Source organism: Bradyrhizobium denitrificans (assembly GCF_013179005.1).
Taxonomy (GTDB): domain Bacteria; phylum Pseudomonadota; class Alphaproteobacteria; order Rhizobiales; family Xanthobacteraceae; genus Bradyrhizobium; species Bradyrhizobium denitrificans.
This window is the reverse complement of the sequence record NZ_JABFDP010000018.1, coordinates 129,032-141,603: the sequence shown is the minus strand read 5'-3', so window position 1 is coordinate 141,603 and position 12,572 is coordinate 129,032. Positions and strand designations below refer to the sequence as shown.

Genomic DNA, 12,572 nt, shown 5'->3' with positions numbered 1-12,572 from the left:
AACGCGCGTTATAGAGGGCGAACGCCTGCGGAGCGACATTCAGCCGCGCGTGGAAGCTTGCAGCGGATATGCTAGTTTCCCATCTAGGGAATGGGCTCAGAGACCTGCCAAAGATGGCAAATTTGCCGATGACGCAAATTTAATGTCTGTGGTGGGGGGTATGAGATAGGGTTTTTCGAGAACCGGCATAAGGTCCGTCAGGACCTCTGTTCCGGGCAACCAACGGGAATTCGACCATGTCGGACCTAGACCGCAACTATGCTTCACCCTTTGGCCGGGTGGCCGGGCGCGCCGATGCCGCGACCGTCGACGCCGGTCTGCGCGCCTACATGCTGCGCATCTACAATTACATGAGCATCGGCTTGGCGATCACCGGTCTGGCGGCGCTCGGCGTCTACATGGCGTCGGTGACCGGCGACCCGGCGGCGGGCGTGTTCAAGTTCGGCAACGCCTACCTGACGCAGTTCGGCTACGCGATGTTCGTGAGCCCGCTGAAGTGGCTGTTCATCCTGGCCCCCTTGGTCATGGTGTTCGCGATCTCGGCCGGCATCAACCGCTTGGCGCCGTCGACCGCGCAGATCCTGTTCTGGGTGTTTTCGGCCCTGATGGGTATCTCGCTGTCGTCGATCTTCCTGGTGTACACCCACACCTCGATCGTGCGGGTGTTCTTCATCACCGCGGCGACGTTCGGTGCGCTCAGCCTGTACGGCTACACCACCAAGCGTGACATGACCGGCATGGGCTCGTTCCTGTTCATGGGCCTGATCGGCATCGTGCTGGCGAGCCTCGTGAACCTGTTCCTGGCGAGCTCGATGCTGCAGTTCATCGTCTCGGTGGTCGGCGTGTTCGTGTTCGCCGGTCTCACGGCCTGGGATACGCAGCGCCTGAAGAACGAGTACATCTATGGCTACGCCTCCGCGGGCGGCGACATCGCCGAGCGTGCAGCGATCACCGGCGCCCTGTCGCTGTACTTGAACTTCATCAACCTGTTCACGCTGCTGCTGCAGCTGCTCGGACAGCGCGACTGAGCCAGCGGACCACAGTCACAGCCTTCGGAAGCCCCGGCCTCACCGCCGGGGCTTTTCGTTGTGCCGGCCCGCTTAGACCTGCTCGCTCGTACCCTGCTCGTTTGCGCCGCGCGCAGACACGCGACGACAGCCATGCCGCAACGGCGGATTGATCGTCCGATCCGCCTTGCTATGGTTTCGCCATGCCTGACATCGACATCCGGCCCACCGGCGAGGCCGATCTTCCCGCCATCACCGCCATCTACGGTCAGGCCGTGCGCGAGGGCACGGCCACCTTCGAGCTCGATGCTCCGGACTTGACCGAGATGACCCGCCGCTTCCGCGCGCTCACGGATGGCGGCTTCCCTTATTTCGTCGCCCTGCTGGACGGAGAGGTGGTCGGCTATGCCTATGCCGGACCGTACCGGCCCCGCCCTGCCTATCGTTTCACGGTGGAGAATTCGATCTATCTGGCTCCTGCGAGCCAGCGCCGGGGCATCGGAAGGCGGCTGATGCAGCGCTTGATCACGGCTTGTGAGGAGCGGGGCTTCCGCCAGATGATCGCGGTGATCGGCGACTCCGCCAATGCCGGATCGGTCGGACTGCATCGCGCCTGCGGCTTCCAGATGATCGGCACCCATCCGAGCGTCGGGCTCAAATTTGGCCGATGGCTCGACACGGTCATGATGCAGCTGCCGCTCGGCGCCGGCGGCAGCAATGTGCCCGCCGCGTAACCACGGCGAGTCCTCTCCGCGATCGCGCCTCTCAAGCCCACCGGCCGGCGCGCAGGGGATCACACGACGCGAGTCGAATCACCGGATCAAACCAGGGCCGGCTTTGGCGCGATCACCAGCAGCACGCGCTCGAGCTCGTGGCCGCGCCGCAGGATCAGGCCGGTCGCCGAGATGACGCTGTACATACCCTGCTTGCGGGCGAGGCGCGGGTCCTTCTCGATACGGTAGATCGGCACCTCGGACGCGCGACGAAATACGGAAAACACCGCCCGGTCGCGCAGGAAGTCGATCGAATAGTCCCGCCATTCGCCATCGGCGACCATGCGGCCGTAGAGATTGAGGATCCGGTTCAGCTCAAGCCGGTCGAACGTCACCCGATTGGGCGCTGCGGCCGCGCTGCGGGCCGCCGCGCGGTTCTCGCTCGGATCGGCATCCTCCGGGGTGAGCTTCATCGGCGTCCTCCTGTCATCTCTGTGACATGATCGCGCCATCCGCCGGAAGCCGCAAGGGGCGGCTTTGAGTGTTGAAGTGCGGCTCCAGCTACGACCAACACGAGTTCCGCGAACACGTCAGCGTCACGGGATCGTTAGCAGAATCATAATCGCGCCGTCTTTCCGCCCAGGGACCGCCCCCGATCTTGGGCATAAGATTCGTGTGCGTTGGCCCGGTCCTTTCGGTTCCGGATTCCTCAGCCCCCAGCCCCCCGGGGTCGTCAGGATCGGGTCTATTCACAAGTGATGGCAAAGGGCCAACGCAAGTTGGTCCTTTTGCTTTTTGGACCGACGCAAGGCTGCGTTGCTGCTGGCTGGATCGCGCGATCAAGCCGGACGCGCCTGAACGCGGCCGGGAACGGCTCCAAGACCAGCGGATTTGGACAGGCGCTAATGCAGCTCGGAATAGGCTGCGCCGAGCATCGGACCCGGCCGGTCACGGCTGCCGTCCTGCACATAGACAACGGCACCGTCGACGCCCTCTTTGGCGATCTTCTCCAGCGGCACGCTCCAGCTGGTCGACGCTCCGGTCCAATCGCCAAGCTTCAACAGATTGCGAACGACGTTGTAGTAGGTCAGCTCGCGCCCGCTGTTCTCGCCACGCCCGACCTGGATCGGGACGGCCCGCGAGATCGAGCAGACCCAGACCTCGCCATGTCTGCGCGGCATGTGCTCATCGGCCGCGGCGATCGAGACGGTCAGCTCCTGGCCCTCGATCGACAGTCTGACCGGCACCGACATGGCGGCACCGCCCTGCGCGGTCTCCTCAATGGCGCCCTCGATCGCCTCGCGATCACTGCCGATGACATGAACCGAGCCGTTGACCACGGCCTGGGGCGTATAGACCTCACGATCGCCGCGAACGCGCGAATAAGCGCGCTGCCGCGCCGTGAAGCGGGAATCCGCCAGGGTGTCCTTCCAACCGAGATAGTCCCAATAGTCGATCGGTAGCGACAATGCGATCACCGACGGATCTCTGGCCAGATCGCCAAGCACCTTGTCGGCCGGCGGACAGGAGGAGCAGCCCTGAGAGGTAAATAGTTCGATGACCGCACGCGGATCGGAGGCGGCTGGCCGGACGAAAGCGATGACCGCACAGACACTGAGCGCCGCGCGCGACCACCACGACATCTGTCCACCCATCATCACTGTCCTGTCCGGAACAACACTGTCCGCCACACCCTGCCGCGTCAATAACTGCGAAGCCGCCCTCGGCGTTGACAACCAAAAATGCAAAGGAGGCGGCCTATGTCATAGGCCGCCTCCTTCATCACCCGCTACTCACTTCAGAGTGAGCCAATCTGTCGCATCGCGCCTTGGTTAAGCGGCGAGCTTGCGCAGCACGTAGTGCAGGATGCCGCCGTTGCGATAGTAGTCGAGCTCATCGAGCGTATCGATGCGGCAAAGCAGCGGCACCTGCTGCGCCGCGCCGTCAGCCGAAACGATCTCGGCGGTCAGCGTCTGACGCGGCTTCAGGTCGCCCTGCAGCCCCTTGATGGTGACCTTCTCATCGCCCTTGAGCCCGAGCGAGGACCACGACGTGCCTTCCTGGAAGGTGAGCGGGAGCACACCCATGCCGACCAGGTTGGAGCGGTGGATGCGCTCGAAGCTCTGGCAGATCACGGCGCGGACGCCGAGCAGACGGGTGCCCTTGGCCGCCCAGTCACGCGACGAGCCGTTGCCATATTCGGCACCGGCGAACACGACCAGCGGCACGCCCTCTTCCTGGTACTTCATCGCGGCATCGTAGATCGACATCTGCTCGCCGTCGGGCCAGTGCTTGGTCAGGCCGCCCTCCGGGATGTTGCCGTCGGCGCCCTTGAGCATGAAGTTCTTGATGCGGATGTTGGCGAAGGTGCCGCGCATCATGATTTCGTGATTGCCGCGGCGGGTGCCGTACTGGTTGAAGTCGGCCGGGCGGACCTGGTGCTCGCTGAGGAATTTACCAGCGGGCGAGGTCAGCTTGATCGAACCGGCCGGCGAGATGTGGTCGGTGGTGATCTTGTCGCCGAACAGCGCCAGCACGCGGGCCTCGACGATGTCCTTGATCGGCTCCGGCTCCTTCTTCATGCCCTCGAAATACGGCGGGTTCTGCACGTAGGTCGACGACATGTTCCAGCGATATGTCTCGCTCTCGACCGTCTTGATCTTGCGCCAGTTGGTGTCGCCCTTGAACACGTCGGCGTAGCGCTTCTTGAAGATCGAGGCCTTGACGAACTTCTTGACGAAGTCATTGACCTCCTTCGTCGTCGGCCAGATGTCCTTCAGGTAGACCGGCTTCTTGTCCTTGCCGATGCCGATCGGCTCGACCGCCAGATCCTTGGTCACGGTGCCGGCGAGCGCATAGGCGACGACCAGCGGCGGCGAGGCCAGATAGTTGGCCTGCACGTCCGGCGAGACGCGGCCTTCGAAGTTGCGGTTGCCCGACAGCACGGCCGCCGCGACGACGCCGTTGTCGTTGATCGACTTCGAGATCTCCTCCGGCAGCGGCCCGGAATTGCCGATGCAGGTGGTGCAGCCGAAGCCGACCAGGTTGAAGCCGACCTTGTCGAGGTCTTTCTGCAGGCCCGAATTTGCCAGGTATTCGGCAACCACCTGACTGCCCGGGGCGAGCGAGGTCTTCACCCACGGCTTGGCCTTGAGGCCCTTGGCCGCAGCGTTGCGGGCCAAGAGGCCGGCGCCGATCAGCACGCTCGGGTTCGAGGTGTTGGTGCAGGAGGTGATGGCGGCGATGACGACGTCGCCGTGGCCGATGTCGAAATCCTTGCCCTCGACCGGGAAGCGCTGGGTGGCATCGCTCTTCTTGTACTCGCCGGCCAGCGCGGTGGCGAAGCCCTCGGCGACGGCGGGCAACGCGATGCGGCCCTCGGGACGCTTCGGACCGGCCATCGACGGCACGACGTCGCCCAGATCCAGCGTCAGCGTCTGCGTAAACACCGGATCCGGCGACTTGGCGGTCCGGAACAGGCCCTGGGCCTTCGCGTAGGCTTCAACAAGCGCGACGCGCGGTGCCTTGCGGCCCGAGGTCTTGAGATAATCGATCGTGGCGGCGTCGACCGGGAAGAAGCCGCAGGTCGCGCCATATTCCGGAGCCATGTTGGCGATCGTCGACTTGTCGGCGACCGAGAGATGGTCGAGGCCGGGGCCGAAGAATTCGACGAACTTGCCGACCACGCCGAGCTTGCGCAGCATCTGGGTGACGGTCAGCACGAGGTCGGTGGCGGTCACGCCTTCCTTGAGCGCGCCGGTCAGCTTGAAGCCGACCACGTCGGGCAGCAGCATCGACAGCGGCTGGCCGAGCATGCAGGCCTCGGCCTCGATGCCGCCGACGCCCCAGCCGAGCACGGCGAGACCATTGACCATGGTGGTGTGCGAATCAGTGCCGACCAGCGAATCCGGATAGGCGACCTCGAAGGTGCCCTTGGTCCGGCCGACCGTCATCTTCTCCTTCTTGGTCCAGACGGTCTGCGCCAGATATTCGAGGTTGACCTGGTGGCAGATGCCGGTGCCGGGCGGCACGACGGAGAAGTTCGAGAACGCCTTCTGACCCCATTTCAGGAATTCGTAACGTTCCTGGTTCTGCTTGTACTCCTCGGCGACGTTCTTGCCGAACGCCTTGTTGTCACCGAAGTAGTTGACGATCACCGAGTGGTCGATGACGAGATCGACGGGGACCAGCGGATTGATCTTCTCGGCATCGCCGCCGAGCTTCTGCATCGCATTGCGCATGGCCGCGAGGTCGACGACGGCGGGCACGCCGGTGAAATCCTGCATCAGCACGCGCGCCGGGCGAAACGCGATCTCGTGCTCCAGCGATTTCTTTCGCAGCCATTTCGACACCGCGACGATGTCGTCCTTGGTGACGGTGCGACCGTCCTCGTTACGCAGCAGGTTCTCGAGCAGCACCTTCATCGAGTAGGGCAGCTTGGAGATGTCCTTGAGACCGTTCTTCTCGGCTGTGGGCAAGCTGTAATAGATGTAGCTCTTCGTTCCGACCTTGAGGGTCTTGCGACACTTGAAGCTGTCGAGCGAGGTCATGCGTGGGAATCCCAATTGATCTGTATACCCTGAGGGGGTATTTAAGAACCGTCAGCGCGAGGCGCCGGATGGCTTGCAGCGGACGATTGTGTGCTGCATCAAGGTCGGGCTTATAGAAGCTTTCTAACTGCGCCGCCACAGCCACAAGCAAGTCGCGACGTGGCATCACCCACAAATTCTCACACGCTAGCCTTCAATTTCGTAAGGGCTGTCACGACGGGCCATGCAGCTTGCTCCCAGATTGTTCGGACACGACGTCAGATGCGTGCGCGGCGGCCGCGAGGTGTTCGCCGGCCTTGCCTTCGAGGCGGTCGCGGGCGAGGCGCTGGCGGTGACCGGGCACAATGGCGCAGGCAAGACCTCGCTGCTGCGGCTGATCGCAGGGCTCCTGCTGCCTGCCGGCGGCACCATCGCCATCGAGGGCAGCGAGGCCGAACTGACGGTGCCGGAGCAGGCACATTATCTCGGCCACCGCGACGCGCTGAAGCCGGCGCTCAGCGTGCGCGAGAATCTGGCGTTCTGGGCCGACTTCCTCGGCGGCGGCACGACGCGGCCGATCCCCGACTGTCTCGCCGCCGTCGGCATCGCCCACGCGATCGATCTGCCCGCCGGCTATCTCTCCGCCGGCCAGCGCCGCCGACTGTCATTGGCCCGCCTGCTCGCCGTTCCCCGGCTGCTGTGGCTGCTCGACGAGCCGACCGCAGCGCTCGACGTCGCAGGCCAGGCGATGTTTGCCGGCCTGATGCGCGAGCATCTCGCCGGGGGCGGGCTGATCGTGGCGGCAACGCACGGCCCGCTCGGCATCGACACGCGCGAACTGCGGATCGGAGCATGAGTACGATGACCGTCAGCATTGTTTGCGCCAAGCCCACCGCGCTTTCCGTTCCCTCCCCCCTTGTGGGGGAGGGTCAGGGAGGGGGGTCCCCCACGACGGGCCCTATCGCTTTGGACAAGATCCCCTTCCGTCAGATTCCGTCCCATCGGCTTGCGCTCCCCTTCCCCTTGCGGGGAGGGCAACCGGCCGCATTCGCGGCCAGCTTCTTTAAGGCACGCCGAAGCAAAACTTCGGCTATAGGTGGGGGTCCCCACGGGCAGTATCGCCCGGAGCCACCCCCCTCCCTGACCCTCCCCCACAAGGGGGGAGGGAACGCAGTGTGCGGGTGGAGGGAGGGTGGCTCGCCCAATGACCACGCGGCATCAACATCCGAGACCCTTCCCGCATGACCGCCCTCGCTGCCCTCATTCGCCGCGACATCAGAATCGCGCTGCGCATCGGCGGCGGCGCGCTGATTGGGGTGCTGTTCTTTCTCACCGTCGTGGTGCTGATGCCGTTCGCGGTCGGGCCCGACCTCGCGCTGCTGACCCGGCTCGGCCCGGCGATCCTGTGGCTCGGCGCCCTGCTCGCCAGCCTGCTGACCCTCGACAGGTTGTTCACCGCCGACCATGAGGACGGCTCGCTCGACCTGATCGTGATGAGCCGGACGCCGCTGGAGCTCGCCTGCGCCGCCAAGGCGCTGGCGCACTGGCTCGCCGCCGGCCTGCCGCTGGTGATCGCCACGCCGGTTCTCGGCCTGCTGCTGAACCTCGACGCGACCGCCACCGGCGCTGTCGCGCTGACCTTGCTGGCCGGAACGCCGGCGCTGACCTTCATCGGCATGATCGGTGCGGCGCTGGCGGTGACGATGTCACGCGGCGGGTTGCTGTTGGCCGTGCTGGTGCTGCCACTATCGATCCCGGTGCTGATCTTCGGCGTGGCGGCGTCGCAGGCGGCGATTGTAGGCCCGCTGCCGTTCGGCGCGCCGTTCTCGATCCTTTGCGCCTTGTCGCTGGTTAGCTTCGTGATCGGTCCCTTCGCAGCCGCAACAAGCCTCCGCAACGGCCTGGACTAACGGAACACCGGCGGGGTTTGACCATGATCAACTCTTGCCGAGCGGCACCGTGCTGATTGCCTGCAACTGCTTCCGCCTTTAACAAGGTTCTCATGTCGCTGATCGACCTCGCCAATCCCACCCGGTTCCTTGCGCTGACGGCACGGCTGCTGCCGTGGCTGGCGCTGGTCACGGTCGTGCTGCTGGCCGCCGGCCTGTACCTCTCGGCGCTGGCGCCCGACGATTATCAGCAGGGCGCCACCGTCAAGATCATGTTCATCCACGTGCCGAACGCGTGGCTGTCGATGTTCGTCTGGGGCGTGATGAGCCTCGCCTCGCTCGGCACCCTGGTGTGGCGGCACCCGCTCGCCGATGTCGCGGCAAAAGCAGCCGCCCCGATCGGCGCCAGCTTCACCTTTCTCGCCCTGCTGACCGGCTCGCTGTGGGGCCGGCCGATGTGGGGCACCTATTGGGAATGGGATGCGCGGCTGACCTCGGTGCTGATTCTGTTCCTGATGTATCTCGGCCTGATGGCGTTGTGGCGCGCGGTCGAGGATCCGACGCGCGCCGCCCGCGCGGCCGCCGTGTTGACGCTGGTCGGCGCGATCAACCTGCCGATCATCAAGTTCTCGGTCGACTGGTGGAACACGCTGCACCAGCCGGCTTCGGTGATGCGGATGGGCGGACCGGCGCTCGACAAGTCGTTCCTGATTCCGCTTCTGGTGATGGCGATCGGCTTCTCGTTCCTGTTTGTGACCTTGCATGTCGCTGCCATGCGCAACGAGATTCTCCGCCGGCGCGTGCGCAGCCTGCAGATGATGCAGGCGCGCGCCTATACTGGCAGCGCCCCTGCGAGCGGGGCAACCGGTCCGATCGTGGGAGCCGCCTGACATGGACCTCGGTCCCTACACCTCCTTCATCGCAACCTCCTATCTCGCCGCCGCGCTCGTCGTGGTGCTGCTGATTGCCTGGATCGCGATCGACTACCGCACCCAGAAGGCGCGGCTGCGCGCGCTTGAGGAGAGCGGCATCGTCAGGCGCTCGGGCCGCGCGGCGACGGACATCCAATGACCGAACAGGCTGCAACGGAGCCTGCGCCGCGGCGCCGCTCATTCCTCATGCTGCTGCCGCTCGTGGTGTTTCTCGGGCTTGCGGCGCTGTTCTGGTTCCGGCTCGGCAATGGCGATCCGTCGCGGATTCCCTCCGCCTTGATCGGCCGCCCCGCCCCGAACACGCCGCTGCCGGCGCTGCCCGAGCTGGCCAAAGACGGTACGCCGGTGCCCGGACTCGACCCGGCCGCGCTCAAGGGCAAGGTCAGCATCGTCAACGTCTGGGCGTCGTGGTGCGTGCCGTGCCACGACGAGGCGCCTCTGCTGGTCGAGCTCGGCCGCGACAAGCGCTTCCAGATCATCGGCATCAACTACAAGGACGGCGCCGACAACGCCCGCCGCTTCCTCGGCCGCTACGGCAACCCCTATGACGTCGTCGGCGTCGACGGCAACGGCCGCGCCGGCATCGAATGGGGCGTCTATGGCGTGCCCGAGACCTTCGTCGTCGGACGAGAAGGCACCATCGTCTACAAGCTGGTCGGCCCGATCACGGCCCAGAACCTCGACGCCGTGCTGAAGCCGGAAATCGAGAAGGCGCTGAAGGCGGGCGGGTAGTTCGAAGGCAAACAGGTCGTTTCTCGTCATTGCGAGCGAAGCAATTCAGGGCGTCACCCGGAGCTCTGGGTTGCTTCGTCGCTTGCGCTTGACGGCGGTGGTGGAACTACCCCTTGCTCACATCCCCTTCCGCTGCATCGCTGGCTTCCAGCGACGCCGGGTCCTGGTGGTAGCGCTTGATCAGCGGCATCTGGGCTATGGCGAAGATCATGGTCAGCGGCACCACGCCGAAGGCCTTGAAGCCGACCCAGAAATCCGTGCTCTGGGTGCGCCAGATGATCTCGTTCAGCACCGCCATCACGGCGAAGAACAACGCCCAGCGGAAGGTGAGGATGCGCCACCCCGCCGGCGTCAGATTGAACATCTGATCGAACATGATCGCGATGAAGGAGCGATTGAACAGCAGCCCGCCGCCGAGCACGGCCGCGAACAGGCCGTAGATGATGGTCGGCTTCAGCTTGATGAAGGTCTCGTCGTGCAGCACCAGAGTGAGCGTGCCGAACACCAGCACGACGATGCCGGTGACGATCGCCATCAGCGGCACGTGCTTCGTCACGACGTAGGAGGCGATCATCGCCGCCACGATCGCGACCATGAAGGCGCCGGTCGCCGCGAACAGATTGAACTTGGCGTTGACGACGAAGAACACGATCAGCGGACCGAGTTCGGTCGCGAGCTTGAACAGCGGATGCGGCTGGGTCTTGTCCATTCCATGTCCCGTTGGCTGTCATCAGCCGCGGCCGCGGCTGATCCAGTAGTCCGTTACGCGTCGCCCGCCAGGAGCCCGCCGCGGTGTCAATCGTCGATGCCGGCAATCGCCCGCGCAAAATCCCTGGCGGCGAAGGGCTGCAGGTCGTCGACGCCTTCGCCGACGCCGATGAAATGCACCGGCAGCTTGAACTTCTCCGACAGCGCCACCAGGATGCCGCCGCGCGCCGTGCCGTCGAGCTTGGTCATCACCAGGCCCGTCACACCTGCCGTACGATGGAACGCCTCGACCTGCGACAGCGCATTTTGTCCCACCGTCGCATCGAGCACGAGCAGCACCGCGTGCGGCGCCGAGGCGTCGACCTTGCGAATGACACGCACCACCTTTTCAAGCTCGTTCATCAGCTCGGCCTTGTTCTGCAGCCGGCCGGCGGTGTCGATCAGCAGGATGTCACGGGCCTGCTCCTTGGCCGCGGTGATCGCCGTGAAAGCGAGGCTCGCCGAATCCGAGCCCTGCGCTCCGGCGATGACAGGCGCCTTGGTCCGCTCGCCCCAGACCTTCAGCTGCTCGATGGCCGCGGCGCGGAACGTATCGCCCGCCGCCAGCATGACCTGCTTGCCGTCGGAAGCGAATTTCGCTGCCAGCTTGCCGATGGTCGTGGTCTTGCCGGAGCCGTTGACGCCGACGACGAGGATGACGAACGGTTTGTGACTTGCCTCGACGACGAGCGGCTTGGCCACCGGGGACAGCACCTTTTCGACCTCGGTCGCGACCACCGCCTTGACCTCGTCGGCGCTGATCGCCTTGTCGTAGCGGCCGGCCCCGACCGCCTCGGCGATGCGCGCGGCCACCTGGGTGCCAAGATCGGCGCGCAGCAGGACATCCTCGATGTCGTCGAGCATCGCGCGATCGAGCTTGCGCTTGGTGACGAGATCGGCCACGGCCGTGCCGAGCGCGCCGGAGGTGCGCTTCAGGCCGGCCGACAGCCGCCGCCACCACGACAGCTTGGGTGTTTCGGAGGTGGTATCGTTCATGGCGTGGTGTTAGCCCTTTCCTCCCGCAAACGAAAGCCTCGCACCCGCTTTACGGTTTCCATGGACATTAACCAACCTTCCGATGAGGAGATGCTCGCCCGCGTGCTCCACCGCGACGGGCTGATGCTGGTGATCGACAAGCCGGCCGGCATTCCCGTGCACAAGGGACCGAAGGGCGGAGCCAATCTCGAAGCCTCGTTCGACGCGCTGCGCTTCGGCCTGCCGCGCCCACCGGTGCTGGCGCATCGGCTGGACAAGGAAACCTCGGGCTGTCTGGTGCTCGGCCGCCATCGCAAGGCAACGGCCTCGCTCGGGCTTTTGTTCAAGCACGGCAAGATTTCGAAGACCTACTGGGCGGTCGTCGAGGGCGGCCCCGACGCTGACGAAGGCGTGATCGAACTCCCGCTGGGCAAGCTGAATGCGGAACGCGGCTGGTGGCAGAAGCCGGACCCGCAGGGCCAGCCGGCGGTGACGAAATGGCGCGTGCTGGGGCGGTCGTATTCCCTCGTCCCTCCGTCTCCGAACTCGGCTTCCACTTGCAGCACCGACTCCCCTCCTCCTTATGGAGGCCAGACGAGCGAATCTCGCTCTGCAGGGTCGGGGGTGGGGGTCCCCACCGGCAGTCTCGCCCGGAGCCACCCCCCTCCCCAACCCTCCTCCACAAGGGGGGAGGGAGCGCAGGGGGCCGGAGGTGAGTCGGTACACACCACTGGCAGCCCGCGCCTCACCTGGCTCGCCATGGAGCCCGTCACTGGCCGCACGCATCAATTGCGCGTGCATGCGGCATCTCAGGGCTGGCCGATCGTCGGCGACAACATCTATGGCAACGGCCCCCGCTTCGGCGAACCGCGGCTGCACCTGCATGCGCGCGAGATTTCCATTCCGCTGTCGAAGAACAAGCCGCCGGTCCATGTCGTCGCGCCAGCGCCGATGCACATGCATGAGCGGCTGCGGCTGTGCGGATGGAACGGGGAGTGAGGCCCCGATCAGGCACGAGTGAGACCCAGCGCTCTCGCCACGCCCTCAG

At 65.3% G+C, this 12,572-nt stretch carries 13 protein-coding genes; 8 read left to right on the top strand and 5 right to left on the bottom strand.

Going from position 1 to position 12,572, the window contains the following annotated elements; all coding sequences use genetic code 11:
- Positions 1-236 precede the first annotated feature (236 nt).
- Together HL671_RS21115 and HL671_RS21110 are read left to right on the top strand one after the other, a co-directional pair.
- Positions 237-1,028, top strand: coding sequence for a Bax inhibitor-1/YccA family protein (locus HL671_RS21115; protein ID WP_012040726.1), 792 nt, complete (start codon positions 237-239; stop codon positions 1,026-1,028).
- A 182-nt stretch (positions 1,029-1,210) separates the two neighbouring features.
- Positions 1,211-1,741, top strand: coding sequence for a GNAT family N-acetyltransferase (locus HL671_RS21110; RefSeq protein WP_012040725.1), 531 nt, complete (start codon positions 1,211-1,213; stop codon positions 1,739-1,741).
- Between the two features lie 86 nt (positions 1,742-1,827).
- Here HL671_RS21110 and HL671_RS21105 read toward each other — a convergent pair whose 3' ends face one another.
- From HL671_RS21105 to acnA, 3 genes are all read right to left on the bottom strand, one after another.
- On the bottom strand, positions 1,828-2,193 hold the full coding sequence (locus HL671_RS21105; protein ID WP_012040724.1) for a DUF2794 domain-containing protein: 366 nt from the start codon (positions 2,191-2,193) through the stop codon (positions 1,828-1,830).
- Positions 2,194-2,622: 429 nt separating this feature from the next.
- The gene (locus HL671_RS21100) at positions 2,623-3,363 is read right to left on the bottom strand and encodes a DUF1223 domain-containing protein (RefSeq protein ID WP_012040723.1); all 741 of its coding nucleotides are present in this window, start codon (positions 3,361-3,363) and stop codon (positions 2,623-2,625) included.
- A gap of 189 nt (positions 3,364-3,552) precedes the next feature.
- On the bottom strand, positions 3,553-6,270 hold the full coding sequence (gene acnA / locus HL671_RS21095; protein WP_012040722.1) for an aconitate hydratase AcnA: 2,718 nt from the start codon (positions 6,268-6,270) through the stop codon (positions 3,553-3,555).
- Positions 6,271-6,493: 223 nt separating this feature from the next.
- Here acnA and ccmA point away from each other — a divergent pair, with 223 nt between their 5' ends.
- From ccmA to HL671_RS21070, 5 genes are all read left to right on the top strand, one after another.
- Positions 6,494-7,105, top strand: a complete 612-nt coding sequence (ccmA, locus tag HL671_RS21090; RefSeq protein WP_041750261.1) for a heme ABC exporter ATP-binding protein CcmA — start codon at positions 6,494-6,496, stop codon at positions 7,103-7,105.
- 385 nt (positions 7,106-7,490) lie between these two features.
- Complete coding sequence (gene ccmB / locus HL671_RS21085; RefSeq protein WP_012040720.1) at positions 7,491-8,159, top strand: heme exporter protein CcmB; 669 nt, start codon at positions 7,491-7,493, stop codon at positions 8,157-8,159.
- Between the two features lie 92 nt (positions 8,160-8,251).
- Complete coding sequence (locus tag HL671_RS21080) at positions 8,252-9,028, top strand: heme ABC transporter permease (protein ID WP_012040719.1); 777 nt, start codon at positions 8,252-8,254, stop codon at positions 9,026-9,028.
- A gap of 1 nt (position 9,029) precedes the next feature.
- On the top strand, positions 9,030-9,209 hold the full coding sequence (gene ccmD, locus HL671_RS21075; RefSeq protein ID WP_012040718.1) for a heme exporter protein CcmD: 180 nt from the start codon (positions 9,030-9,032) through the stop codon (positions 9,207-9,209).
- The gene (locus tag HL671_RS21070) at positions 9,206-9,802 is read left to right on the top strand and encodes a DsbE family thiol:disulfide interchange protein (RefSeq protein WP_012040717.1); all 597 of its coding nucleotides are present in this window, start codon (positions 9,206-9,208) and stop codon (positions 9,800-9,802) included. Before ccmD ends, HL671_RS21070 begins: the two co-directional genes overlap by 4 nt.
- 106 nt (positions 9,803-9,908) lie before the next feature.
- Here the strand turns inward: HL671_RS21070 and HL671_RS21065 are convergent, their stop codons facing one another.
- A complete protein-coding gene (locus tag HL671_RS21065; RefSeq protein WP_172238248.1) occupies positions 9,909-10,511 on the bottom strand; it encodes a septation protein A in 603 nt (200 codons plus the stop codon).
- 86 nt (positions 10,512-10,597) lie between these two features.
- Positions 10,598-11,545: a signal recognition particle-docking protein FtsY gene (gene ftsY / locus HL671_RS21060; RefSeq protein WP_012040715.1), complete on the bottom strand. Its 948-nt coding sequence runs from the start codon at positions 11,543-11,545 to the stop codon at positions 10,598-10,600.
- A gap of 60 nt (positions 11,546-11,605) precedes the next feature.
- Between ftsY and HL671_RS21055 the strand changes: the two genes are divergently transcribed.
- A complete protein-coding gene (locus HL671_RS21055; RefSeq protein WP_172238245.1) occupies positions 11,606-12,523 on the top strand; it encodes an RluA family pseudouridine synthase in 918 nt (305 codons plus the stop codon).
- The last annotated feature ends 49 nt before the right edge of the window (positions 12,524-12,572 follow it).

What these genes read in the sequence shown, in the direction of transcription:
- ccmA (WP_041750261.1), top strand. Translation starts at nt 6,494, where the DNA reads ATGCAGCTTGCTCCCAGATTGTTCGGACACGACGTCAGATGCGTGCGC.
- HL671_RS21055 (WP_172238245.1), top strand. Translation starts at nt 11,606, where the DNA reads ATGGACATTAACCAACCTTCCGATGAGGAGATGCTCGCCCGCGTGCTC.
- HL671_RS21110 (WP_012040725.1), top strand. Translation starts at nt 1,211, where the DNA reads ATGCCTGACATCGACATCCGGCCCACCGGCGAGGCCGATCTTCCCGCC.
- acnA (WP_012040722.1), bottom strand. Translation starts at nt 6,270, where the DNA reads ATGACCTCGCTCGACAGCTTCAAGTGTCGCAAGACCCTCAAGGTCGGA.
- HL671_RS21080 (WP_012040719.1), top strand. Translation starts at nt 8,252, where the DNA reads ATGTCGCTGATCGACCTCGCCAATCCCACCCGGTTCCTTGCGCTGACG.
- HL671_RS21105 (WP_012040724.1), bottom strand. Translation starts at nt 2,193, where the DNA reads ATGAAGCTCACCCCGGAGGATGCCGATCCGAGCGAGAACCGCGCGGCG.
- HL671_RS21115 (WP_012040726.1), top strand. Translation starts at nt 237, where the DNA reads ATGTCGGACCTAGACCGCAACTATGCTTCACCCTTTGGCCGGGTGGCC.
- HL671_RS21065 (WP_172238248.1), bottom strand. Translation starts at nt 10,511, where the DNA reads ATGGACAAGACCCAGCCGCATCCGCTGTTCAAGCTCGCGACCGAACTC.
- HL671_RS21070 (WP_012040717.1), top strand. Translation starts at nt 9,206, where the DNA reads ATGACCGAACAGGCTGCAACGGAGCCTGCGCCGCGGCGCCGCTCATTC.
- ccmD (WP_012040718.1), top strand. Translation starts at nt 9,030, where the DNA reads ATGGACCTCGGTCCCTACACCTCCTTCATCGCAACCTCCTATCTCGCC.
- HL671_RS21100 (WP_012040723.1), bottom strand. Translation starts at nt 3,363, where the DNA reads ATGTCGTGGTGGTCGCGCGCGGCGCTCAGTGTCTGTGCGGTCATCGCT.
- ftsY (WP_012040715.1), bottom strand. Translation starts at nt 11,545, where the DNA reads ATGAACGATACCACCTCCGAAACACCCAAGCTGTCGTGGTGGCGGCGG.
- ccmB (WP_012040720.1), top strand. Translation starts at nt 7,491, where the DNA reads ATGACCGCCCTCGCTGCCCTCATTCGCCGCGACATCAGAATCGCGCTG.